The sequence below is a fragment of the Micromonospora sp. C97 genome, assembly GCF_018070385.1.
Taxonomy (GTDB): domain Bacteria; phylum Actinomycetota; class Actinomycetes; order Mycobacteriales; family Micromonosporaceae; genus Micromonospora; species Micromonospora parva.
The window spans coordinates 12,630-37,103 of record NZ_JAGPXU010000008.1; the positions used below are offsets into that span (position 1 = coordinate 12,630).

At 70.0% G+C, this 24,474-nt stretch carries 19 protein-coding genes and 2 tRNA genes; 9 read left to right on the forward strand and 12 right to left on the reverse strand.

Translation table 11 applies throughout. The features are described 5' to 3' along the window. Positions 1-50 precede the first annotated feature (50 nt). From KBX26_RS13585 to KBX26_RS13595, 3 genes are all read right to left on the reverse strand, one after another. Positions 51-1,598 carry a cellulose binding domain-containing protein gene (locus tag KBX26_RS13585; RefSeq protein ID WP_210865562.1) on the reverse strand — a complete coding sequence of 516 codons (1,548 nt, stop codon included), beginning with the start codon at positions 1,596-1,598 and terminating at the stop codon, positions 51-53. A 329-nt stretch (positions 1,599-1,927) separates the two neighbouring features. Further along, entirely contained in the window at positions 1,928-2,635 is a 708-nt protein-coding gene (locus KBX26_RS13590) for a hypothetical protein (RefSeq protein ID WP_030338092.1), read from the reverse strand. Next, positions 2,628-3,128: a sigma-70 family RNA polymerase sigma factor gene (locus tag KBX26_RS13595; RefSeq protein ID WP_030338094.1), complete on the reverse strand. Its 501-nt coding sequence runs from the start codon at positions 3,126-3,128 to the stop codon at positions 2,628-2,630. The genes KBX26_RS13590 and KBX26_RS13595 overlap by 8 nt, the downstream gene beginning before the upstream one ends. Positions 3,129-3,309: 181 nt before the next feature. Here KBX26_RS13595 and KBX26_RS13600 point away from each other — a divergent pair, with 181 nt between their 5' ends. Continuing rightward, on the forward strand, positions 3,310-6,534 hold the full coding sequence (locus KBX26_RS13600) for a S8 family serine peptidase (RefSeq protein ID WP_210865563.1): 3,225 nt from the start codon (positions 3,310-3,312) through the stop codon (positions 6,532-6,534). Positions 6,535-6,689: 155 nt separating this feature from the next. On the opposite strand, the gene KBX26_RS13605 is transcribed toward KBX26_RS13600, so the two are convergent. Beyond that, positions 6,690-7,457, reverse strand: coding sequence for a glucose 1-dehydrogenase (locus KBX26_RS13605; protein WP_307857810.1), 768 nt, complete (start codon positions 7,455-7,457; stop codon positions 6,690-6,692). A 280-nt stretch (positions 7,458-7,737) separates the two neighbouring features. On the opposite strand from KBX26_RS13605, the gene KBX26_RS13610 reads away from it, so the two are divergent. Both KBX26_RS13610 and KBX26_RS13615 read left to right on the forward strand, forming a co-directional pair. After that, positions 7,738-9,219 (forward strand): MFS transporter, encoded by a 1,482-nt coding sequence (locus KBX26_RS13610; protein ID WP_210865564.1) that lies wholly within the window; start codon positions 7,738-7,740, stop codon positions 9,217-9,219. A gap of 168 nt (positions 9,220-9,387) precedes the next feature. Then, positions 9,388-9,930 carry a trans-aconitate 2-methyltransferase gene (locus tag KBX26_RS13615; RefSeq protein ID WP_210859300.1) on the forward strand — a complete coding sequence of 181 codons (543 nt, stop codon included), beginning with the start codon at positions 9,388-9,390 and terminating at the stop codon, positions 9,928-9,930. A gap of 94 nt (positions 9,931-10,024) precedes the next feature. On the opposite strand, the gene KBX26_RS13620 is transcribed toward KBX26_RS13615, so the two are convergent. Further along, the gene (locus KBX26_RS13620) at positions 10,025-11,554 is read right to left on the reverse strand and encodes a non-reducing end alpha-L-arabinofuranosidase family hydrolase (RefSeq protein WP_210865565.1); all 1,530 of its coding nucleotides are present in this window, start codon (positions 11,552-11,554) and stop codon (positions 10,025-10,027) included. A gap of 570 nt (positions 11,555-12,124) precedes the next feature. After that, entirely contained in the window at positions 12,125-13,237 is a 1,113-nt protein-coding gene (locus KBX26_RS13625; protein ID WP_030331585.1) for a ricin-type beta-trefoil lectin domain protein, read from the reverse strand. A gap of 257 nt (positions 13,238-13,494) precedes the next feature. Between KBX26_RS13625 and KBX26_RS13630 the strand changes: the two genes are divergently transcribed. Next, positions 13,495-13,836, forward strand: coding sequence for a hypothetical protein (locus KBX26_RS13630; protein WP_030331587.1), 342 nt, complete (start codon positions 13,495-13,497; stop codon positions 13,834-13,836). A gap of 348 nt (positions 13,837-14,184) precedes the next feature. On the opposite strand, the gene KBX26_RS13635 is transcribed toward KBX26_RS13630, so the two are convergent. Together KBX26_RS13635 and KBX26_RS13640 are read right to left on the reverse strand one after the other, a co-directional pair. Then, positions 14,185-14,257: transfer RNA gene (locus KBX26_RS13635), tRNA-Arg, on the reverse strand. A gap of 35 nt (positions 14,258-14,292) precedes the next feature. After that, a tRNA-Ser gene (locus tag KBX26_RS13640) sits at positions 14,293-14,383 on the reverse strand. Between the two features lie 239 nt (positions 14,384-14,622). On the opposite strand from KBX26_RS13640, the gene KBX26_RS13645 reads away from it, so the two are divergent. Further along, positions 14,623-15,861: a hypothetical protein gene (locus KBX26_RS13645; protein ID WP_307857811.1), complete on the forward strand. Its 1,239-nt coding sequence runs from the start codon at positions 14,623-14,625 to the stop codon at positions 15,859-15,861. Positions 15,862-15,865: 4 nt separating this feature from the next. Here KBX26_RS13645 and KBX26_RS13650 read toward each other — a convergent pair whose 3' ends face one another. Further along, positions 15,866-16,636, reverse strand: a complete 771-nt coding sequence (locus KBX26_RS13650; RefSeq protein WP_210865566.1) for a CPBP family intramembrane glutamic endopeptidase — start codon at positions 16,634-16,636, stop codon at positions 15,866-15,868. A 144-nt stretch (positions 16,637-16,780) separates the two neighbouring features. Here KBX26_RS13650 and KBX26_RS13655 point away from each other — a divergent pair, with 144 nt between their 5' ends. Beyond that, complete coding sequence (locus KBX26_RS13655; protein WP_210859707.1) at positions 16,781-17,896, forward strand: globin domain-containing protein; 1,116 nt, start codon at positions 16,781-16,783, stop codon at positions 17,894-17,896. A gap of 68 nt (positions 17,897-17,964) precedes the next feature. Here KBX26_RS13655 and KBX26_RS13660 read toward each other — a convergent pair whose 3' ends face one another. Continuing rightward, positions 17,965-19,494 (reverse strand): peptide deformylase, encoded by a 1,530-nt coding sequence (locus KBX26_RS13660; RefSeq protein WP_030331595.1) that lies wholly within the window; start codon positions 19,492-19,494, stop codon positions 17,965-17,967. A 325-nt stretch (positions 19,495-19,819) separates the two neighbouring features. Between KBX26_RS13660 and KBX26_RS13665 the strand changes: the two genes are divergently transcribed. Next, positions 19,820-20,596, forward strand: a complete 777-nt coding sequence (locus tag KBX26_RS13665) for an IucA/IucC family C-terminal-domain containing protein (protein ID WP_210865567.1) — start codon at positions 19,820-19,822, stop codon at positions 20,594-20,596. A gap of 22 nt (positions 20,597-20,618) precedes the next feature. Here the strand turns inward: KBX26_RS13665 and KBX26_RS13670 are convergent, their stop codons facing one another. After that, a complete protein-coding gene (locus KBX26_RS13670) occupies positions 20,619-22,454 on the reverse strand; it encodes a hypothetical protein (RefSeq protein ID WP_247680604.1) in 1,836 nt (611 codons plus the stop codon). A gap of 213 nt (positions 22,455-22,667) precedes the next feature. Between KBX26_RS13670 and KBX26_RS13675 the strand changes: the two genes are divergently transcribed. After that, entirely contained in the window at positions 22,668-23,378 is a 711-nt protein-coding gene (locus tag KBX26_RS13675; protein ID WP_030331601.1) for a class I SAM-dependent methyltransferase, read from the forward strand. 99 nt (positions 23,379-23,477) lie between these two features. Here the strand turns inward: KBX26_RS13675 and KBX26_RS13680 are convergent, their stop codons facing one another. Further along, positions 23,478-24,020, reverse strand: a complete 543-nt coding sequence (locus tag KBX26_RS13680) for a YbhB/YbcL family Raf kinase inhibitor-like protein (RefSeq protein ID WP_030331603.1) — start codon at positions 24,018-24,020, stop codon at positions 23,478-23,480. 128 nt (positions 24,021-24,148) lie between these two features. Here KBX26_RS13680 and KBX26_RS13685 point away from each other — a divergent pair, with 128 nt between their 5' ends. Further along, complete coding sequence (locus tag KBX26_RS13685) at positions 24,149-24,304, forward strand: hypothetical protein (protein ID WP_156057529.1); 156 nt, start codon at positions 24,149-24,151, stop codon at positions 24,302-24,304. Positions 24,305-24,474 lie beyond the last annotated feature (170 nt).

Genomic DNA, 24,474 nt, shown 5'->3' on the forward strand with positions numbered 1-24,474 from the left:
CCGCCCGGCCCGGTGCGGAGGCCGGTGAACCTCCGCACCGGGCCGGCGGGTCACCCGGTCGAGCAGGTGGCCGTCATTCCCGTACCGGTGCCGGTGCCCTGGTAACCGAACTCGGTCGACTGCCCTGCGGCGACCGAGCCGTTGTAGGCGACATTCGTGAACTGGACGGTGCCGGTGGTGCCGCTGCGGTTGGCGCTCCAGACGCTGGTGATGCTGGCCCCCGAGGGCAGGGTCATGGCTACCGTCCAGCCGTTGATCGGCGCGGCGCCGGCGGTCACCCGCACCGTGGCGACGAAGCCGCCCGTCCACTGGTTGACCGACACCGACGCCACACAACCCGCACCGGTCGGCGGCGGGGTGGTCGGGGGAGGCGTGGTTGGCGGCGGGGTGGTCGGCGGGGGCGTGGTCGGCGGCGGGGTGGTCGGGCCGTCAGCCAGGACCGGGGTCGACCAGTCCCGCCAGTCGGCCAACCGACCGAGCGCCCTGCTGGAAATCCGGATCACGCCCGGCTCGTTGCCCGTCTTCAGCAGGAACCTGCGGATGCTGTTCTGCAACGGGGTACGCCACTCGGGGCGGTTGGCGCAGTGGGTGCCGTCCTGCACGTCGGACCAGTAGGTGATGTTGTCGCCGGCGCCGAGCGCCCGGTAGACCTCCGCGCCGCCCAGGGCCGCCACGCTCGCCGACCGCGGGCCGAGGTTGGCGATGTGCGGGTTGTCCATGATGAACAGTCCGCGCGGTGCCACCATGGCGACCATCTCGTGCGTGTCCACCGGGAGCCGGTTCGGGCTGCCGGTGAAGGAGCCGAACGCGTCGCCCAGCCAGGGTTGCTCCCCGTACGCGCTGCTCAGGCTCTGCGCGCCCTCACCGGGGATGCCCCGGAAGATGGGCACGCCCGCGCTGCCCGATTCGATCGGCATGGTCAGGGCGATGCGTTGGTCGAACACCCCGATCGCGAAGGCGCCCTTGCCGTACCGGGAACAGCCGGTCACACCCATCGCGTCCGCCTTGAGGATCCGGCCGTCGGACTGCTCGATGACGTCGATGATCCGGCTGACGCCCCAGCCCCAGGCGGCGAGCAGTCCTGTGCTGCTCGATGAGCCGTAGATGCTGTAGAACGCGCCCTGCTTGTTGTTCCGGGGGGTGCCCTCGCGGCCAACCGCCAACGGGTCGTAGCTGATCACGGCAGCGCCGGCGGCCTTGATGGTGGCCGTGTCCGCGCCGAACCCGCCGACGACCACGACGGCCGGGAAGGGACCGGTGCCGCTGGGCAGCTCGACCCGTGCCGAGAAGCTGGTGCTCCTGCCGTTGTGTGACACGTTGACGGTGATGGTGCTGTTGGACACCGTCCCGGTGACCGTCGCCGGTTTGGCGGGCTTCTCGCCGAAGACGAACTTCTCCGCCAGTTCCTTGATCTCCGCCCGACGGCAGCGCCAGTCGGACTTCGAGGTGATGGTCTGGCCGTTCAGCTTCTTGAAGGGGTCGGGAAGCTTGGCGTTGGTGGGCAGCGAACCCAGGTCCGGCAGGCCGGACACCGCGCAGTCGGCGCCCTCGTCCTCGACTGCGGCGGCCAGTGGGGCCACGGCGGCGTACGCGCCCATGGTTCGTGTTGCTACCGATGCCGATCCGGCGACCGTGAGCGCTGCTACCGCCAGCGCGACGACCACCGATCGGGTGGTAGAGCGGCCCGAGCTGATGACCACGGGGCTCTCCTTCCGAGTGGTGATGGAAAAGGAAGGAACGAAACGTGATCGATGATCACGAATGCCAGCCAGGTAAAGCTTGAGCGCTTCGATCGGGAAGTGTCAATATTTTGCCGAAACTTTCGAGCCTTCCCACCGCCTCAGACGACGCTGGGACCGGCCGCCGGGGCAGCCACGCGGGTGAGATCACGGATCCTGCGCGCGGCAGATATCGAAAGTTTCGACGGTCAGCGCGGGGTCGGCCCACGATCCTCGAACTCGTACGTGGTGGTCAGGCCCTCGGGCAGGTCGGGGACCAGGGCGTTGGTGCCGTCGACCACCTGGACGTAGCGCCTGCCCTGGAAGATCGAGTAGCTGCCGTCGGGAACCTGATCGATCCGGAAGAGCTGCGTCGACGCGGCGGCATCACACGCCCGGCCGCGTACGCTGCCCGGCGCGGCGTCGTGCACGACGGTCATGCAGACCTCGGTGGCACCGGCCGCCAGCAGGATCCGATACCTGTCGCCCTCGGGGCGCAGCACCCACAGCGCCCGATCGTCGATGCCCTGGTCGGTGGTGGCCCGCACCTGGTCGCCGTCGCTGTCGATCGCCAACGTCGCGCCGCGCATGCCGGGCAGGGTGATCTGGACCTGCCGCCGGCCGCCGAGGATCTCCTGCGGTCCCGCCGAGGCGGTCGCGGACGGCACCACGGGCGGGGTCACGGGCGGCGCGACCTGGGTCGCCGGGCCGGCGTCCGGCGTCTCGACGTCGTTCCGGATCTGTGACAGGGCGGTGCCAGCGGCGACGGCCACCACGGCCAGCCCCGCCGCGCCAACTGCAGCCCGACGCCGCCGACGCCGGTCGCTGCGCTGCCGCAACGCCTGCGCCCCCGGCAGCGTGGCGACTCGCCGGACCTCGTCCACGATCGCGGTGAGATCGTCGCGCGGATCAGCCATGGGAGGTCTCCTCCTGGTGCGCATCGGTCAGCAACCCGGCCATCGCTCGCCGGCCACGGGCGAGGTACGTCTTCACTGTCCCGACGGGCGCCCGCATCTCGGCTGCCACCTCCGCGACGCTGAGATCGTTGAGGTGGTGCAGCACGACGGCGCGCCGCTCGTTGGGGCTCAGCCGTTGCAGCGCCTGCAACAGCGCGACGTGGTCCTCGTTCAGGCCGGGCACACTCTGGTCGACCGCGGCCCGGCGGTGTGCGCGTACCCGGTTGAACGCCTTGCGCCAGCTGCTCACCGCGATCCGGGAGGCCACCCGCCGGACCCACGCCTCCGGGCTGTCCGTCTCCCGCACCGTCCGCCACCGCTGCCAGGCCCGCATGAACGCCTCGGCGACGGCGTCCTCCGCCTCGGCGCGGTTGCCGGTGAGCGCGTACACGTGACCCACGACCCGACCGGCGCAGGCCGCGTAGAGGGCGTCGAACTCCTCGGCGTCACGCATCCGACCGGTGCCCTCCCACGCTTCGTCCCCTGGTCACCGCCGCATGGAACTCGGCTGGCTGGACCGGTCGCGTCGGCGCGGGGCGAGATTGTGGCCCGCGTCACACCGGAGTGATCAACCCGACGACCCGGCCAGGCGTCATCGTGCCGACCCGGGAGACGCCCGTGGCGGAGAGGACGATGTGCGACGACGGCAACGACGCGCCCTGACAGCCGGCGTACTCGCGACCGCGCTGGTTACCGCGGGGCTGACCGCCCAACCGGCGAGCGCGCAGCCGACGCCCCCGACTCCCGGCACCGCCGGGACCTTCACCCTGATCACCGGGGACCGGGTGTCGCTGGACGCGGCGGGTCGCCCGCAGATCCAGCGCGGCCCGGGTCGGGCCGCCATGCGGTTCGTCAGCAACCGGGAGGACGGTCACCAGTACGTCATCCCGGTGGACGCGGTGCCGCTGGTGCGGGACGGGCGACTCGACCGCCGCCTGTTCGACCTCACCACGCTCGCCGAGTTCGGCTACGACGACCGGGCCGCCGAGTTGCCGCTGCTGGTCGCGTACCCCGAGAACACGGCGGCGCGGGCGCGGACCGCGACCACCGGGGGTGCCGGGCGCGTGCGGGCCGACCTCCCCGCCGCCCACGCGCTCGCGGTCCGGGCGGACCGGGACGACCGGGTGACGCTCTGGGCGTCGCTGACCCGGGGTACGCCATCCGCGCGCACCCTCACCGCCGGCGTCACCCACATCTGGCTGGACGGCAAGCGCACGGTCTCCCTCGATCGCAGCGTGCCGCAGATCGGTGCCCCGGCGGCGTGGCAGGCCGGGTTCGACGGCACCGGCGTCACCGTCGGCGTGCTGGACACCGGGATCGACGCCAACCACCCCGACTTCGCCGGCCACCTCACCGAGGTCCGGGACTTCACCGGCGGTGGCGACCCCAGCGACTCGGTCGGCCACGGCACTCACGTGGCGTCGACGATCGTCGGCAGTGGCGCCGCCTCCGGCGGCAGGTACCGCGGCGTGGCGCCGGGGGCGAAACTGCTGGTCGGCAAGGTCTGCGCCACCACCGAATGCCAGGACTCGGACATCATCACCGGCATGCAGTGGCTCGCCCCGCGGACCCGGGTGGTCAACCTGAGCGTGGGCGGCGACGACACGCCCGGCCTCGACCCGCTGGAAACCGCGGTCCAGGAGTTGAGCCACCAGTACGGCACCCTCTTCGTGGTCGCGGCCGGCAACGAGGGCAAGCCGAAGTCGGTCTCCTCGCCGGCCTCCGCCGACGACGCTCTCGCCGTCGCCGCTGTGGACGCCGACGACCAGCGGGCCTACTTCTCCAGCCGGGGTCCCCGGATCGGCGACAACCACATCAAACCCGAGATCAGCGCACCGGGCGTCGACATCGTGGCCGCGGCCCCCGGCGGCGACTACGCCGCCATGTCGGGTACGTCGATGGCGACCCCACACGTGGCCGGCACCGCAGCGATTCTCGCCGGGCAGCACCCGGACTGGACCGGCCCGCAGCTCAAGGCCGCCCTGATGGACTCGGCCAAGCCGACCGGCGAGGACACCCTCTACGAGCAGGGCGCCGGCCGGGTGGACATCGCCCGCGCCGTCGCCCAGCCGGTGGCCGCCGACATCGCCGCCATCGACTTCCCGGTGCAGCGCTGGCCACATGCCGACGACAGCCCGATCACCCAGGTCGTCGGCTACCGCAACACCGGCACCACAGCGGTCACCCTGACGCTGGCCATCGCTCCGGCCCCGGCCGGCATGCTCACCGTCAGCCCGGCCACGCTGGTGGTTCCGGCCGGTGGCCACGCCGAGGCGACCATCACCGTGGACACCCGGGTGGACGCCCCGGACGGCGTCTACCAGGGAGCGCTGACCGCCACCGGCGCCGATGACCTGCGGGTACGCACGCCGTTCGCGCTGAACCGCGAGATCGAGAGCTACGACGTACGGCTCGACCACACCGGACGCGACGGCAGGCCGGCCACCGAGTACACGACAGTGGCGGCGAACCTGACCACCGGCGAGTTCAGCACCCTCGCCGTGGCACCGGGCGGCGGCGTCCTGCGGCTGCCCAAGGGTCGTTACGCGTTGTACAGCACCATCCACGAGGGTTCCGTGTCGACCCTGCTCGCACAGCCGGTCCTGGACGTACGCGGCCCGGTCACCGAGGCGGTCGACGCCCGTGCCGCCAAGCCTGTCGCGTTGACGGTGCCGCAGCACGACGCCGCGCCGACCTCGATCAACGTGAGCGCCAACTGGGATGACGGCCTTCGCTACCCGGGCGTCCAACTCAGCGGGCTGTCCTTCGCGGACCTCTTCTTCGGCCGGATCGGACCCGCCGTCACCGCACCCGAGTTCACCGCGACGCTTGGCGTCGGGCTCGCGCGACCGGGCAGGGACGGCACCTTCCGGAACAGCCCCTACACCTACGACCTGGCGTACGTCCGGCAGGGCGACATGTTCACCGGCCTGACCAGGAAACTGTCGCCGAAGAACCTGGCCACCGTCCGGGCGACCTACCGCAGCCAGTCCAGCACGACGACGGCCACCCGGTTCCACCGCGCGTCGGGTCCCGGAGGCTCCGGTCCGGTCGGGTCGAACACGCCCGTCGACCTGCCGTTCAAGGGTGTCGAGTACTACAACACCGACGGGGGCGTCGTCTGGACGTCCACCTTCCTCGAAGGGGACAACCTCACCGCCCAGGACTCGACCTTCGTAGCCGGCCGGACGTACACCCAGACCTGGAACGCGGCACCGTTCGGGCCGACAGTGACCCAGGCGCCGGCCCTGTCGCCACTGGGGTACGCGGGCCGCGACGGCGACACCATCTCGATCGCGTCGCTGCCCCTGTTCGGCGACGCGTCAGGTCGCCCCGCCAGCCGCGACGACCAGCCGGTGCGGATCCGGCTGTTCCGCGACGGTAAGGAGGTCGGCAGCTCGGACAGCCCGTGGGCCGAGTTCGCGGTGCCCTCCGGCAGGGCCACCTACCGACTGGAGGCGGCCGTCACACGCGGCGCCCCGGACACCCTGTCGACGTCGGTGTCGGTGGCCTGGACCTTCACCTCGGCGCACACCACGTCACCGGAGCGGTTGCCCCTCAGTACGGCTCGACCGACCCCCGTGCTCGACGACACCAACACGGCACGGATCGGCCGGGTCATGGCGATCCCGGTGACGCTGGACCGGCAGGCCGGTTCGACTGCCACGCCCAACCGCACGCTCAGCGTGTCCGCGTCCTTCGACGACGGCCGCACCTGGGTCGGGTTGCCGGTGCTCCGGAACGCCGCCGTGATCAGTCATCCGCGACGGGCCGGGTTCGTCTCGCTGCGACTGGCCGCTACCGACACCGCCGGCAACACCGTCACCCAGACGATCCAGCGGGCCTACCGGATCTCCTGACGCGTTGCAGCGTCCGGGGTGGCGGCTGCTGGAGCCGCCACCCCGGGCAGGACGGTCACTGAGGTGCCGCGATGCGCCGGCCGCGGAAGGCACCGTCGAAGCCTCAGGCGCGGCGGACGCCGTCGAGGCCTCGGACGCGGCGGGTGCCGTTTGCCTCAGGCGGTGAAGGCGCCGTCGATGGCGATGGACGCGCCGCTGATGAAGGTGGCCTCGTCACTGAGCAGGAACGTGGTGAGTGCGGCGACCTCGTCGGAGGTGCCGGCGCGGCCGGTCGGCTGCGTGGACAGGTAGCGCTGCGCGGCCTCCGGGGCCTGGCTGACCACGTTCTGCCAGAGCGGGGTGTCGATCAGGCCGGTGACCAGGGCATTGACCCGCACATTGGAGCGCGCCACGTCGAGGGCGGCCGAGCGCGTCAGACCGATGACCCCGTGCTTCGCCGCGTTGTAGGCGGCCTGCGTCGGGTCACCCTTCACGCCGGAGACGGAGGCGTTGTTGACGATCGCGCCCCCACCGGAGGCGATGATCGCCGGAAGCTCGTACTTGAGTCCGTAGAAGACGCTCGTCAGGTTGAGGGCGAGCGACCGCTGCCAGTTGTCACTGTCGGTCTCGCGCACGCTGGCCATCGGGCCACCGCCGGCGTTGTTGAACGCACCGTCCAGCCGCCCGTACTCCGTCACCGCGGCGTCGACGAGCCTCGCCATCTCTTCCTCCACCGTGACGTCGGTGGGCACGAAGAGGGCGGCACCGCCCGCCGTCCGGATCTGCGCCGCGACCTCCTCGCCGCGGTCCTTGTCCCGGGCGCCGATGACGACCCGAGCACCTTCCGTGGCCGCCCGCCTGGCGAACGCCAGGCCCATGCCCTGCGTGCCACCGGTCACGACCAGCACCTTCGATTCCAACCGTCCAGACATCTCGCCGCACATCCATTCGAGTGATGAGCCGCCGCAGAGCGCGGGGCTTCGCGAGACGGAACGCTAGCCTTATCTGGAACGTTCGACAAAGTAACCGCCCTCACAATTTGAACGCTGCGTAGTGAAGCTGCTCGCCATAACCCGGCTTTTGGCGTCAAAGCGGTCGCCCGAACGGTGTTACCTGGCGATGCAGATCCTGTAACCGCACGCACATTCTGTGGCGATCGTTCCATAACCTCACTAACGTGGGGCGGGTCGCTAAATCCCAGCAAATCACCCTTAAGGAACAGTCATGCCCACAGCTCACGCCGCCCCGGAGTCCCACCGGTGGGAGGCCCTGCTGTTCATCTCCATCGCGCAACTGATGGTGGTGCTCGACGGGGCAGTCATGAACATCGCTCTCCCCTCGGCGCAGCAGGCGCTGCACTTCACCGACGGCAGCAGGCAGTGGGTGGTGACCGCGTACGGTCTGGCCTTCGGCGGCCTGCTGCTCGTCGGCGGCCGCATCGGTGACATGGTCGGGCGCAAGCGCACCTTCCTGGTCGCGCTGGCCGGCTTCGCTGTCGCCTCGGCGATCGGCGGCCTGGCCGCCAACGCCGCGATGCTGCTGCTCGCACGGGCGCTACAGGGTGTGTTCGCGGCCCTGCTCGCGCCGGCCGCGCTGTCGTTGCTCTCCCTGTCCTTCACCCAGCCCAGGGAACGCGCCAAGGCGTTCGGCGTGTTCAGCGCGGTGTCAATCGCCGGCGGTGCTGTCGGCCTGATCGTGGGAGGGCTGCTCACCCAGTACCTGAACTGGCGCTTCGCGATGTTCGTCCTGGTGCCGATCGCGGTCGTCGGGATCCTCGGCGCCAGCCGCACCGTGCACGACGACGGCGAGCGGCACCGCGCCCGACTCGACCTCCCCGGCGTCCTGCTGGCCAGCTCCGGGCTCGTCGGCCTGGTCTACGGGTTCGGCGTCGCCGAGAGCCACGGATGGTCGGCAGGCGTCACCATCGGATCCTTCACCGCCGGGGTGCTGCTGTTGGCGACCTTCGTCGTGGTGCAGGCGCGGGTCCCGTCCCCGTTGCTGCCCCTGCGCGTCCTGACCGAGCGCAACCGGGCCGCCGCGTACCTCTCGGTCGGCCTCGCGATCGTCAGCATGTTCGGGATGTTCCTACTGCTCAGTTACTACTTCCAGCAGGTCAAGGGATGGTCGCCGGTGATGGCCGGGCTGGCGTTCATGCCGATGGCCGTGCCGCAGGCCATCGGGGCCACGCAGATCGGCGCCCGACTCGCGCACCGGATCGCCCCTCGACCGATCATGGTCGGTGGATACCTCGTCACCGCTGTCGGTCTGGTACTGCTCGCGCTGCTCGACGCGGACAGCGGCTTCCCGGAGATCGCGCTCGCCGAAGCCGTGATCGGGCTCGGCATCGGCACCGCCTTCATGCCCGCGATGAGCATCTCCACCCACGGCGTCGAGCCCACTGACGCCGGTGTCGCCTCCGCGATGATCAGCTCGTCGCAGCAGGTCGGCGGATCGATCGGCACCGCGCTGCTCAACACCATCGCGACCAGCTCCGCCGCCACCTATCTGCTCTCGCACGGCGGCCCGGCGGCCCAGACCCAGGTACGGAATGAGGCGCTGATGCACGGCTACTCGGTCGCGTACTGGGTCGCCGTCGGATTTGTGGTCACGGCGGCCCTCGTCTCCGCGACCATGGTGAACGCCGGCGCTCCGAAGCACGTCCCGGCCCCGCCGGACGCCCTCGGGGACGTCGCGCCCGTGCACTGATCGCTGTCGTACCTGTCAGATGGGGCGCGGTGACCGAGGACACGGTGCACTGACTCCGTCGAGAGAGTGGAATCAGAGCTGTGAGCAGAGAAGGCACCGGCGAGTGACGTGGTGAGGCCCGCTCTTTCGGCCCACGATCGGGGTCCGTCCCGTCCTGACCCGACGCCCGTGGCGAGCGAATCGGTCCGGGTAACTGCCGGGCACCGCCAGCGCTGGGCGGTGGAGACCATGGCCGTGGCGCCCGACGACCAGGTGCTGGAGATCGGGTGCGGCCGGGGAGCGGCAGTGTCCCTGGTCGCCGGTCAACTCACCACCGGCCGGATCGTCGCCATCGACCGCGCCGCGACGATGGTACGGCTCGCGACCCGGCGGAACCTCGGCCACATCGACGCCGGCCGAGCCGAGATCCGGTGTGCCGGGTTCGAGTCCGCGGACCTCCCGACCGAACACTTCACCAAGATCTTCGCGGTGAACGTCAGCCTCTTCTGGTTGGGCGACGCGGCGCAGCTGATCGCTCGGATGCGAAGCCTGCTGGCGCCGGGGGGACGGCTGTACGTCTTCGGCGAACGACCCAGCGCCGCGCACGCCACCGCGAACCTCGCCGCCACCGAACTACTGCTCGCAGCCCAGGGGTTCGCGACGACCACATCGAGCGTCACCCGTGGTCAGGGCCGGGTGCTGACCTGCGTCATCGGCACGCCTGTCGAATGAGCTGGGGCGTGACCGCGTATCCAACGTGAGCCGGGCGGGCTCGGCGTCCTGCCGAGCCCGCCCGTGCCCTGTCAGTCGAGTGTGATCAACCGGGTCAGCGCTGCAGCGTCAGCAGACCCGGCCGGTACGGCAGCAGACCGTAGTCGACGCCGTTGGAGCTGGGGGAACGACCCTGGTAGAGCAGTTGCAGGTTGCAGGCGTTGACAGTCATCGTCTGGTCAGCGCTGGTCCGCAGCAACTCACCGTGGCTGATGTCGTTGGTCCAGGTCGCGCCACTGTTCGCCTTACCCGCGAACGGGTTGCTCTCACTGGTGGCCTGCGGCGTCCACGAACCGCCCAGGCTGGTGGCGGTGAACGACCGGAAGTAGCGACCCTGCGACCCGATCGCCTCCACGATCATCAAGTACTTGTTCAGGCCCTGCAGCTTGTACACCTGCACCGCCTCGAACAGGTTGTTCGTCGTGTCACTCATGATCGTCGTGTAGTTCGACCCGAAACTGCCCGGGAAGTTCCCGATCGGCATACTCGCCCGGTAGATCTTCCCGTTGTCACCGGCGAAGAACAGGTACATGTTCTGGCTGTCACCGATCACCGCCTGATCAATCGGACCCGTACCCGAACCAGTGATGCTCCCACTGAACAACGTCTGCGGCGACGACCACCCATTCGGGTTCGTCGGATCCGACGACGTCCGGTACGAGAACGCCGGCCCACCCCACTGATACGCCAACACCCAGATGTTGCGCGGCGCGAAGTAGAACAACGACGGCGCCACCGTCCCCGAGTTCATCGCGTTCTGACTCGCCGAACCCATCTGCGAGTAATTCGAGAACAGGCCGAAGTTCATCGAACCCCAGCTGCTCCCGAAATCGTGGGTGGTGGCGTAGACCAGCTGCTGACCGTTGTACGGCGCGACGGTGAAGTCCTTCAACGACACCCATCCCGACCTCGGCTGCGCCAACGCACCCGTCGACGACCACCGGTACGTCGAGGGCAGGTCACAGGTGCCGGTCGGCGGCGGCGTGGTGGGGTCGGTCCCACCGTCGACGCGGACGAACTGCCACTGCTGGTTGGTGCCGTTCCAGTCGTCGTACTGCACGATGTTTCCGCCGTCGGCGGTCGAGGCGCCCTGCACCTCCATCACCTTGTTGCTGTTCCGATTGATCAACCGGACGTAACCGCCGTCCGAGTCGGCCAACCGGAACTGCTGGTTGGTGCTGTTGTTGTCGCTCCACTGCACGATTGCGCCGCCGTTGGCGGTCGAGAAGCCCGAGACGTCCAGCACCTTGTTGGACAGCCGCGACTTCACCCGGTAGTAGCCTCCACCGGAGTCGACGAACTGCCACTGCTGCTGGTTACCGTTGTTGCGGGTCCACTGCGTGATCCGCGCGCCGTCATTCGTGGCCAGGTTGTACACGTCCAGGGCCTTGCCGCTGTTGCGATTGATCAACACGTACCACGCGTTCGTGTCGACAGTCGCCGCTGCGGCGGGCGACGACACCACCGCTACGGCGGCGCCACCGACCATCAACGCCGCCGCGCTGGCGGCGAGGAGACGGGGCAACCACCAACGTTGCCGCCGCGACGGCGGTGCGATTGTTGGAGACCTATCGAGGGCAGACATGATCCTCCTCCAATGACCAAGAGCCGAACGGCCTGCCCGGGGGTGGGCGTACCGCGACGCGTGGCCGAGCAAACAGGCGTCAAGAAGTTAGCGTTAACAAGATGCCGGCGAGCCCTGGCGCACGCCTGATTCGAGATCGACGAGGCAGGGCTTGCCCGGAAAGCCAAGGTGTCGTCGTCCTTAGGCATCGACTGTGAGCGATAACATGCCGTTCGTCAAGACGTAACGTGCTGGGAACATCAACCGTCGTCGAACCACGGATCTTGGAGCGGAACACCCTCGACCGACTTCCCGCAGGCATCGCCCCAGATCCCCGCCCAGAGCACGACCACCACCCTTGAGGCGGCGTCGAGCGCGCGTTAACATCGACGTTTGCCCATCGCCTGGGGAGCCGTGCGCCGTGGCCATCAGCGCGGGCGTCCTGGTCGGCATCACCCTCACCGACACCCGGCGCCAACGGCGTGCGGTGTCGGCGGCGCCGGGTGGACGGAGTGGTTGATCCCGCAGTCCAGCCGTCTGTTGACGTCGAACGTGGGGATGCGGTCCGACCACCCGGCGCGAGCGCCCGAACTATCGGCGGCTCCACTGCTGGTTGGTCTGTCCGGTGCAGGTCCAGAGGACGAGCTTCGTGCCGTTGCCGGTGCCCATGTTGTAGGGGTCCAGGCAGAGGCCGGACTGCACCCCGGTGATGGTGCCGTTGGCGTTCACGTTCCACTGCTGGTTCGTGCCGCCGTGGCAGTCGTAGATGGTGACCTGGGTGCCCGGGGAGGTGCCGTAGCCGGCGGCGTCGAGGCACTTGTTGCCGTACACGGTCAGGGCCTTGCCGCTCGTGTAGGTCCACTGCTGGTTGGTACGACCGTGACAGTCCCACAACTGCACCTGCGTGCCGTTGGTGGTGGACGAGCCGGGGACGTCGACGCAGCGGCCGGACAGCGCACCCACGATCGCGTTGGTCTGCCCGGAGCCGGTGCCCGGGTCGCCGATGCTGCCGGGCACCGACTGCAACGCGCTGTACCAGCGGGCGGCCATCTTGTCGTAGCCGCCGGAGGTGGGGTGGATGCCGTCGATCAGGTCGCCAGTGGTGAGGGCGCTGTGCATGTCGACCAGGCGCACGCGCTTGCCGGCGTTCACCTTGCTCTGCACGATGCCGGGGATCGCCGCGTTGAACGTGCGGACGGCTGCTTCCTGGTTGCTGTTGGACAGCGGGATGATCTGCGCGACGAACACGTCAGCGGTGGGAGCCGTCGTCGTGATCCGGTCGATCAGGGTGGAGAGCCGGTTCGGCGCGGTGCTCACGTTGTAGTTCTGCAGGATGTCGTTGGTGCCGATGTGCAGCAGGACGGTCCGCGGCCGTTGGGTGTTCAGCCAGCCGACGATGTTCGCGTCGATCTGGTCGATCCGCCAGCCCGGGTGCCCCTGGTGGTCGTGGTCACCCAGGCTGGCCGGCCCGTTGAACTGCGACCCGACGAAGTCCACCGTGTACCGACCGTTGACGAGGCGCTGCCAGAGCCCGATCCGGTACCCACCCGGCACCTGGGTGCCCTCGGTGATGGAGTCGCCGAGCGGCATCACCCGTACCCCGCCGTTGGATTCCGCGCTGGCCGGACCGGTCGAGGTCAGCACCCCGGCGAGGACGACCCCGAGCGCGGCGGTCGCCGCGAGCCATCTTGCCCTCGTTCGCATAGATTTCTCCCCTGCAGTGGTAGTGCTGACCGAGGAGTCAGGCCGTGGCGACCGTCACCACATCGGCATGACGATGCCGTCGCAGCACTGGGACGGGTTTGTTAACGCTAACAGCGATCCATGTAAATTCTTGTCGCTGACCTCGCCCACGTCAAGCGTGCCAGCACCCTTGGGTAGCGGCGCCGAACCAGCGCGACGCCCGCGCCCCTGCTGGCGGCGGTGATCCACGTCAACCGAGCCGACAGATCAACCAGTTCGTGGCCGTAGAGAGCCGGATCAGCGAGAACGTCGCCAGCACGAACAGCACCATCGAACACGGCGGCGGCGTCTACAACGGCAGCGGCACCGTCGTACTGCGCCGCACCCACGTCGACCGCAACCGGGCCATCGGCTCAAGCTCGCAGGGCGGCGGGATCTACAACAACGCCACCCTCAACCTCACCGAAAGCAAGATCACCGACAACATCTCCACACTGGCACCCGGCGGGATCTTCAACGACGGCGGCCAGGTCACCGTGGACCAGAAGACGGCCATCACCGGCAACCGGCCCACCAACTGCACACCCAGCTCACCGCCAGTGCCCAACTGCTTCGGCTGATCAGCCGAGGCGCACGGCACGTGGGTTGTCAGACGGGCATCCGGTCCCGCACGGATTCGATCATGACGATCGGACCGCTGCGGGACCGGACACCTGTCTACGGGACGACCTCAGCTCGGCCCCGCAAAGCGGGGACACCAACTGACGGTGCAGGGCGCATTGCGGCGACCCGAACTGCGCAGACCTACGCCCGTTCAATGCCCCCACCAGGAGAGCGGGGCCACCAACCGACGACCCAAGCGTGATTACGGAAAGCGACGACACCAACCTGGCAGCCAGCGCCCGACGGGGGTGGCCAACAAAAAACGTCTGGCCGCGTTTCCGCAGGCCAGACGTTTTATGATCTTGTGCGCCCGAAGGGACTCGAACCCCTAACCTTCTGATCCGTAGTCAGATGCTCTATCCATTGAGCTACGGGCGCTTGTGCTCAGCCAGTGTACACACCCGGCTTTCGCGCGGAGACTCCGGGATTCGAACCCGGGAGGGGCTTTAAGACCCCAACCGCATTAGCAGTGCGGCGCCATAGACCAGACTAGGCGAAGTCTCCCTGGTGATCCTCAGACCACCGCGCCCGAGGATACAGGTCGCCACCCACCGGGAGCAAAACGACTTCCGGGGTACGCCCGCCAGGGCCACCCGCCCTCGGTGATTCCACGCTGTGCGACGGCGTGATCGGGACTACGCTCCATCGATATGCAGGAGCAGCCGCCCAGCGAGTCGACCCGTCGAGAGCCTGCTGAGGGAGCGCGTCGGCGCTCCCCACGGGCCACCTTCAGGCCGCCGATCGTGGCCGAGCCGACGGTGGCCGAGGAGCCGACCGGGACGGCGGAGTCCACCGAGGCGGCGGCATCCCCGGCAGCCGCGCCGGCGAGCCCGCGTCCTCGACGGGCCAAGGCCGCCCCGGCGGTGCTCTTCCAACCACCGGATCCGGACCGCCCACTGCCCCGACAGCCTGGACGCGCACCGGCCGACCTGACCACCGACGCGACAGCGGGTCAACCAGAACCGTCGAACGGTGACGAACCAGGCCCGCCGAAGGCCCGCACCACCCCCACCCGCAAGGCAGCTGCCCGGAGCGCGGCCGAGCCGCCCGCCGAGGCGATCCCGACCACGCCGGCACCGCGCAAACGTGCCGCGAGCCCCACCAAGGCCGCGAACACCAGGGCCGCGAGCCCCACGAAGGCCGCGAGCACCACAGCCACGAGCCCGAACGAGGCGACGAGCCCTAGCAAAGCGGCGACCCCGGCCAGAGCCGCAAAGGCCACCAAGCGCGCGGCCGCCCCGCGCAAGAGCACCACGCCGGCCGAGCCCGCCCCCGAACCTGTCGCCGAGCAGGTCACGGCACCGGCGGCGCCCGTCGCGCGGCAGGCTGAGCCGGCTCTGGGGCGTACCCCGGAATCGGAGCTGCGGGCGGTCGCCGCGCGCGTGCTCGACCACCCTGGCTTCGCGCCGGAGCTGTTGGCGCTGGCCGCGGTGCGGGCGTTGGGGCCCGGCGCGGCCGGATGGGCGGCGGGGTTGCGCACCCGGTATCCGGACGCGTCGGCGGACGGCCTGGGACGGTTGGCGACCCGGCGGTTCGTCCGTTCGGCGGGTGCGGGCGGGGCGACCGCCGCGCTTGCCGGTGTCTTCGCGCCGCTGGCCGAGTTGGCCGCGGTGCTGTGGACGCATGCGGAGCTGGTGCTGCACCTGGCCGCGGCGTACGGCAAGGATCCGACGCATCCCGACCGGGCCGTCGACCTGCTGGTGCTGACCCAGGTGCACCCGGACCGGGCGAGCGCGGTGGCGGCCCTGGCCGCCGCGGAGTCGGCGGGCGACCCGGTCGAGGGGGCGTGGCCTCGGGCGGCGGAGGCGGCCTGGCGGTTGGCCGCGCCGCTCACCGCGCAGGCCGGTGGTTGGGTGGCGTTGCGGCTGGTGGCCCGGTTGCTGCCGGGGGCGGCGGTGCTCGCGGCGGCGCTGGGTGACGCGGCGGCGGCCGACCGGCTCGCGGCCCGGGCGGTGGCCGTCTATCGACCCGGTCGGGGCTGACCGGTCAGAGCCAGTCGAACCATTCGCGGGGCAGCAGCGCGTAGCCGACGAAGGCGAACACGTCGAGCAGTGTGTGCGCGATGACCAGCGGCATCACCCGCCGGGTGCGCAGGTAGAAGAGGCTGAACACCACACCCATGACGGCGTTGCCGACGAACGCGCCGAAGCCCTGGTAGAGGTGGTAGGAGCCGCGGAGCAGCGCGCTGGCCGCGATGATCGCGGCCAGCCGCCAGTGGAGCTGGCGCAGCCGGGTGACCAGGTAGCCGACCACGATCACCTCTTCCAGCACGGCGTTCTGCACGGCGGCGAGGATCAACACCGGGACCGCCCACCACACGTCCGGCAGCGCGGCCGGCACCAGCGTCGCGTTGAGGCCCAGGTGGGCCGCGACCCAGAACAGCGCCAGCCCGGGTAGGCCGATGAGCGCCGCCAGGCCGGCACCGCGCGCCACGTCCTGGCCGGGCCGCCGGGCGTCCAGGCCGAGGGTCCGCGCCGGGTCGCCGGGGTCACGGCTGAGCAGGTGTACGGCGAGCAGCACCGGCAGCAGCGCGAACACGATGCCGAGCAGTTGGTACGTGAGGTCCAGCCAGGGTCGGGCCGACGCCGAGGTGTTCAACGAGGCGGTCTGCTTGGAGAGCGGACCGTCGGCGGTCAACTTCGCGATGATCGACACCACCGCGTAGATCGCGGACTGGCCGAGGGAGAGGCCGAGGACCAGCAGCGTCTCGGTGCCCAGCAGTCGGCGGGACACCGGGCGGGTCAGCTCAACGGTCACCGCACCACTCTGCCCGACGGGCGGCGGCGGTGACATGGCCGACCGGCCAGCATGAGCCGATCGCACATTCTGTGCGACCAGTCGACACTCTCCGTGGAGATTCTATGGGCGCCCGATCCGTTGCCGTCTGGAGAAGGAGCGCCCGTGGACAACCTCGCGCGGTTGCTGAAGGAGAGCTGGGCCCTGGTCGAGGACGACCGGGTCCGGTTGAGCGGTCACTTCTACGCTCGGCTGTTCCTGCTCGACCCCGCCCTGCGGCAGCTCTTCCCGGTGCAGATGACCGGCCAGGGCGACCGCCTGCTCGAAGCGATCATCGCGGCGATCCACACCGTCGACGACCCGGAGAGCTTCGACGAGTTCCTCCGGGCGTTGGGTCGCGACCACCGTAAGTACCACGTCGACGAGCAGCACTACGCGACGATGGGCACCGCGCTGCTGGACGCCTTGCGCAGCATCGCCGGTGACGGCTGGAACCTGGAGTACGACCAGGCGTGGCGGGAGGCGTACGCGGCGATCGCCGCCCTGATGGTGGCCGGCGCGGCCGCCGACGACGACCCGCCGTTCTGGCACGCCGAGGTGCTGACCCACGAGCGGTACGGCCCGGACACCGCCGTGCTGACCTGCCGGGCGTTGCAGCATCCGCTGCGCTGGCAGGCGGGGCAGTACGTGAGCCTGGAGGTGCCCCGCTACCACCCCCGGGTGTGGCGCAACTACTCCGTGGCGAACGCCCCGAACGACGACAACGTGCTGGAGTTCCACGTGCGGTCTCCCGGGGCCGGCTGGGTGTCCGGCGCGCTGGTCCGGCGGGTGCGGCCGGGTGACCTGCTGCGCCTGGCGGCGCCGATGGGGTCAATGACGGTGGACCGCGCCTCGGAACGGGACATCCTCTGCGTGGCCGGCGGCGTCGGGCTGGCACCGATCAAGGCGCTGGTGGAGGAGCTGGCCACCTTCAACCGGACCCGGTGGGTGCACGTCTTCTACGGCGCCCGGCAGGCGGCCGACCTGTACGGCCTGGCCGCGTTGCAGGAGTTGGTGGCCGTACACCCGTGGTTGTCGGTCACCCCGGCGTGCAGTGAGGACCCGGACTTCGACGGCGAGCAGGGCGACATCCCGGACGTGGTGGCCCGGTACGGCCCGTGGACCACGCACGACTGCTACGTCTCCGGTGCCGCCCGGATGGTCCGGTCCACCCTGCGGGTGCTCGCCGCGGACGACGTACCGCCGCCCCGCATCCGCTACGACACCTTCGGTGACCTCTAGACGTTCCTCCCCCCACACCGGGGCGCGTGCCCCTGCCCCCTGGGGCACGCGCCCCGGTCCCTCGTCGGTCAGTAACTCCACGGGTGGGCGGTCTCGCGGTACTCCTCCACCGGCACCAACGGCACGCCGGGTGCCATCCGGTCCACGTAGAGCCGGCCCTCCAGGTGGTCGACCTCGTGTGCGACAAGGCGGGCCATGCCGAACTCGAACGAGGTGATGATCCGGCTGCCGTCCCACCGGGCGTGCTCCACGTCCAGGCGCAGCGGTCGGGGCACCAGGCCTCGGTGGTCGAAGAAGGAGAGGCAGCCCTCGTACTGCTCGTCGGTTTCCAGGTCGGCGTCGACCACCCGGGGGTTGAGCAGCACGACCGGCTCCGCCGCCCGGTCGGGGGGCCGCACCACCGCTGCCGCCCGGTCGATGCCGAACTGCGGGGCGGCGACCCCCACTCCCTTGCTGAACGGGTGCAGCTCGTCCAACCGGGTCAGGATCGCGGTGAGCCGGTCGACAACGGCCCGGGCCCCCCGTTCCTCACTGGGCAGATCGAACGGGCGGGCACGCTGGCGGAGCAGATCGGCGCCGCGTTGCAGCACGCCGAGGCCGCGCATCCGGTCGCTGGGTCGGACCCGGGTGGCGCCGGGTCCGACGTCCGGTTCGGTGTCCGGTCGGGCCCGGAAGCGCCACTGCATCCGGTAGCGGGCGTTCAACGGCGGGTCGTCGGTCTGCCAGTCGTAGATCGCCCGGTCGTCCTCGTCGTGACGCTGCGGGGCCGTCCGCAGCGGGCCCTCCTCCGCGCTGAGCGAGGTCTCCACGCCCCAGACCTGTGGGTCGAGCGCCGCCGGCAGGTCCAGGCGTACGGCCAGCTGCCGGGTGGGCAGCCGGACGGCTCGCTGGAACCAGAGGCCCCACTTCTCGTGCCCGACGCTGTACGCGTACTCGACGGTGGCCCGGTCACCCGGGTAGAGGGGGAAGCGCCGCTCTCCGTTCTCGAAGAGCAGCCAGATCTCCTTGAACGCGTCCCGGTCGTGTTTGGCCCGCCAGTGCATCGGCTCCGGGTCCCCGCCGCCGTCGTCCCGGCGGGCCTGTATCTGCAGCTCGGCGAAGGTGAGGGGGTGCTCCCGGTGGTGCCGGTTGGAGCGGCCGGGGTCGTTCGGGTAGCGGTCGACGGCGACCCGGACCAGGTAGCGGGTGACCGGCTCAAGGCCGGCGTTGTACAGCTCCCGGCGGATGACGCACCGGTAGCCGTCCTCGGTGTGGGTGAGGGTGGCCAGTTCCCGTTCCACGACCAGCCCGGTGCCGGGTGGCAGCCACTGTCCCGGCAGGTACGGCCCGCGGTGCGGCTGGCCCACCCGGGCGTGCCGTAGGTCGTCGTACTCCCGGAAGCGTTGCCAGATCGCGCCGCTGGCTTCCAGGACGGCCTCGGCTCGGCGGGCGAAGTCCTCGGTGGGGCGGTGCCGGCGCCCCTCGACGTGGCTCACGTAGGACGGGTCGAACCCCATCAGAACGGCCAGTTGCTTCTTTGACAGCCCGCGCCCGGTCCGTTGCCGGGCGAGTTCGGCCGCGAAGGAGTCGGCAGCCCGTTCGAGGGGTGAGGTCGTCATCAGCTTCCTCGTGGCCGGGGATATAAGTTTCACGTTCCGTGCCCGAGCACACACTCATGTGGCATCTTTTCGACACACCGCTTGACAATTCACCGAAGACACCAGCCGTGTGGCGGCGTTTCCCAGCATCGGCTCCGGGTAGTAGCCGAGGCGTCACACCCGCCGGATGCGGAGTGACCTGCACCTCCGGGATTGGACCAAGGTGAGCCTTCCCTTACGGTCGCAGGTCTGGTTAGGCTAGCCTTAGCTCAGGACGGCACTCGTTCGTCCGCCGGGGCGCACTCCTCGGTCACAGAGACAGGGGACGACTCAGGTGACAGCGGTGATGCCGAGGCGGGAGGCCGCCACCACGCCGCTCGCTCCCGTCACCGCTGCGCTCCGGGCCATGTTCGGCACCGACGACCTTCCCGGCCTCGCCCGGGGTCTGCTGGTCGAGGACGAGTTCGGCTGGTCGCCCGCCACCACCCTGATCGACGGCAGCCGACTGCCGGAGCTGCTGAACGGCGCCGCCGTCCGCTGGGGCGGCACCCCGCACGCCTGCGCGGCACTGGCCTGGAAGTCGTACAGCTACTGGGCCGCCCTGCCGGTCGTGCTCGGCTGGGCCTCCGCCCGGCGGGTGCCACTGCTCGATCCGGCCGACCTCCTGATCCACTTCGAGGACCACCGGCAGCTGCTCACCATGGGTCTGCGGCGGGGCACCACGGTGGCGGTGCTGCCGAACGACCCGCTGGCGCTCGCCGGCCTGCCGGAGGTGCGGGTCGTCGCCGACGAGGCGGAGCTGCTCGCCGCACTGCGCGCGTCACTGCTCGACGCCCATCTGGCGCCGCTCATCACGGCGATCCAGTCCGAGGTCCGGGTGGGCACCCGGACGCTGCTCGGCTCGGTCGCCTCCGGCATCGCGCACGGCATCCTGCGGGCCGCCGACGGTCTGCCCGGCTCCACGGTGCAGAGCATCGAGACCCTGCTCGGCGCACTCGGCCTGACCGACCTGATCGAGTTGGTGCCCGGACCGACCGGTGAGCCGACAGTGCAGCGGCGTACCTGCTGCCTCGCCTTCACCCTGCCCCGGCCGAAGGTCTGCCAGGGCTGCTGCGTCCGCTAGGTAAGGGCTGGGCAGACGCGGCTCAGTCGGTCAACGACCGGACGTCCCACACCCACACCCCACCGGTGAAGACCGGTTCGATCCCGGTCAGCTCGGTCATCCCCCGACGCAGCGCGGCCTCGTGCTCGTGTGGCCCGAGGATCACCACCCCCGCCCGCCAGTAGCGCAGGTCGTCGACCGCTCGGACCCGACTCTGCGGGGTGATCGGCGGCACCGCGCCGGTGCGCCGGATGGTGGCGAAGAAGTTGCTGGTGGGGCGCGGAACCGCCCCGAACAGCGCGACCTTCGGCGGGTCGGCGTTCGGGCGGGTGTCCGGGCCGAGGAAGTAGCCCCGTGCCAGCGGCATGTCCAGCCGGGTCGACGCGGACCAGCGCAGCGGCTCCGCGTACGTGGTGTCCGGCAACGGCAGGGTGACCACACTGCGCCCACCGCTCACGTACGGACGCCAGGCCCCACTGGTCACGAAGGTGGGGATCGGGTCGAGGCGGGCCACCGGCAGCGGGGTGGGAACGATCGGCAACAGGGCCATCGTGAGCATGGTGGCGGTGACGAAGCGGATCTGTCCCCGGGCCACCGGGTGCGCGTACGCCAACTCGCGGGCCCGTTCGGCGCCGTAGGCGAGCAGCAGCCCGATGATCGGGGTGATCGCCAACGCCCAGCGCGTCGGCACCACCGAGTGCAGGATGGGCAGGTTCTCCAACGCCGCCCAGGGGCCCGGCACACCGGTACCCCGGTTGTTGAAGCGGACCTCCCGACCCAGTGAGAGCACCGCGAAGAGCAACCCGAGCCCGGCCAGCGCGAGCACCACTATCGAGCGGCGCAACCACCAGACCAGGGCGATCACCAGCACCACCAGTGCCCAGCCGAAGAAGCTGTTCTCCTCGGTCGGGTTCTTGGCCAGGCCCGCTGCGGTGCGCGCGTTCCCGGCGAGGGACTCCCGGGAGTACGCGACGAACGAGGCCAGGTCACTGGAGTAGCCGCGGATCAGGCGGGACAGCCCGGAGTACGCGTCCGGGCCGAAGAACTGCACGTACAGGGGGTACGCCAGCAGGAGCGCGGCGATCCCGGCGGCGAGGGCCAGGCCGGCGAGGAAGGACCGGGCCCGTGACCGGATGTCCGCGCGGCCGACGGCGAGCACACCGATGACCACGCCGAGCCCGATCGCGGTCATCAGCAGGATCTCCAGGTTGAGGAATGCCTGCCAGACGATGACGAGCGCGAGGAGGACCCCGTTGCGCAGCCAGCGGCCCGGTTCGCCGAGTCGTAGCGTGCGCCAGATGATCAACGGGACGACGAACTGCGACACGATGTTCGGGTGACCATTGGCGTGCGACACCATCGCCGGCGCGAACGCGCAGAAGCCGGCGCCCAGCCAGGCCGGTCCCCGGCTGCCGATCAGGACCCGGGAGAGCACGAAATACCAGGCCGTGGCGGTGGCAATCATGCCGACGGTGAGAAAGACCAGGAATGAGGCGCGCGGCCCGAACAGCAGGGTGATCGGCGTCATTGGCAATGAAATGGATAATACGGACGTATTGGCCATCAGATTCACGCCGTCGGGCACGTTCATCTGATTGGAATGGAACGGATACGCAAAGTGCGTGACTACTCGCGCACCGTGGGCCATCATCCATTCGAACTGCGACTGGTCGGACTGGTTGTCCCGCACATCGCTGCCCGGGTCCAGCCAGAGTCGACCGGTGACCCAGAAGCCGAGCACCACGAAGCTCAGCACGGCGGCCAGATCCGCCCATTTCCCCCTGCGGGAAGGCCGAACGGCACCGGAGGCCCCCTCCGCCGGCGGCGCGGCGGCCGGGCCGTCGCTGCCGCTGGGCACGTCCGATTCAGGAGTAGTCATGACAATTCATAGGGTAGTCAGCGCATGGCACCGCCGTGACATGTTTCGGGGTACTGCCGTACTATGTGCCGGGTTCGCCGACCGCCGATCACGAATCCACCCCCCCGACCACAATTCGGCCACCCCGATGCCCCGATTCTTCTGCCGTCCCAGCGGATGATTCACTCTGTCGGTCCAGGCACGGGTCGAGTTCATATCGTGAGGAATCGACGCATGGCAGAAATCACTGGGGATCAGCGCGTGCAGTCCGAGGTGCTGGAAGGCCTGGCAACCGCTGTCAACCACCGTCGCTGGTTCATCGAGCTGGCCGTGCCGTACCTCGGCGACGACCCGATCGAGATCGGCAGCGGCCTTGGTGACTACGCGCTGGAATGGTCAGAGCGGCTGCCCCGGTTCACCGCCACCGAGGCCGACCCGGACCGGCTGGTGCAGCTCAAGGAGCGCCTCGCCGACCGTCCGAACATCGACGTCCGGCAGATGCTGCTGCCGCACAACGGCCGGGGCGACTACAGCGCTGCGGTCTCGTACAACGTCCTGGAGCACATCGAGGACCACGTGGGCGCGCTGCGGAGCATGCGCGACCTGGTCCGACCCGGCGGCGCCGTGATCATCATCGTGCCCGCGTTCCAGTTCGCGATGGGCCCGGCCGACATCGCCACCGGGCACGTCCGCCGCTACACCAAGAAGACGCTCGGTGCGGCGATGGCCGACGCCGGCCTGACCGTCGAGAAGATCCACTACGCGAACGCGCTCGGGCTGATCGGCTACTTCATGGCCACCAAGGTCTTCCGGCTGATGCCGAAGGAGGGCCCGATGGTCAAGGTGTACGACACCCTCGTCCTGCCCGCCACCAAGGCCGCCGAGCAACTGGTCCTCCCACCCTTCGGCCAGTCCGTCTTCGCCGTGGCCCGAGTCCCCTCCTGACCCCACCGCCGCGCGATCTTGCGCTTTCGGTCGTCGCTATGCCCTTTATGTCGGGAAAGTCGGGACAGAAAGTGCAAGATCGCGGCGGCTGGGCGGCGGTTACTCCTTGATCTGGTACGTGGGGCGGATTACCGCTCTCGCCAGGGTGTGGAACGTGAGGTTGAAGCCCACGTAGGCGGGGGTGGCGTCCGGGGTCAGGTCGAGGCGCTCGACGTCCACGGCGTGCACCGCGAAGACGTACCGGTGCGGGCGGTCGCCGGGGGGCGGAGCCGCCCCGCCGTAACCCTGGTCGCCGTAGTCGTTACGCACCGAGAACGCCCCGCCGAGGTCGGCGCCCGCCGCGCCGCCCGCCCCGCTGGGCAACTGGGTGACGCTGACCGGCAGGTTCACCAGCACCCAGTGCCAGAAACCGCTACCGGTCGGCGCGTCGGGGTCGTAGCAGGTCACCGCGAAGCTCTTCGTCTCAGCGGGAAAATCCGACCAGGTCAGCTGCGGCGAGACGTTGTCGCCCCCGGTGCTGCCATGCGCGTGCCGGGCGTCCATCGGCTCGCCGTTCTGCACGTCGTCGCTGGTGAGCGTGAACGAGGGCAGCGTCGGCAGCAACTCGTACGGGTCCGGGGCGATCGGTCGTTCCAGGGTCATGGGGACGCGTCCTTCCGATGTGCGGAGATACCAGCCCCTTCATACCCCGCTGCGGCCTGTCCGACGAGCGGCACTGTGGTTTTCCGGAGCTACGGTGGAGTTTCGGGCAACGTCCTCAGGGGGACATCGTGGCCGGCATCTGGCGGGACTTCGTGGTGGCCGTCTTCACCGCGTTCCGCCGCCGGGACGAACAGGCCATCGCCGACGAACGGCGACGCGCGGTCGAGCGACTGGCCGACGAGACGATCCGCCAGCAGCGTCGGACCACCGACCCTCCGCAGTGACCGGAACGTGGGGCCCAGCGGCAGCACAGGGCTGCCGAATGAGCCTTCCACCGGCTCCCGGAAATGGCGTCGTCAGCGTATCGCCACCATCAATCCCCTGGCCGGTGCCGATGTCGTCTACCCGACCTTGGCTGACCCTCAACGAGCGAACCTGCTATCTCTGAATAACG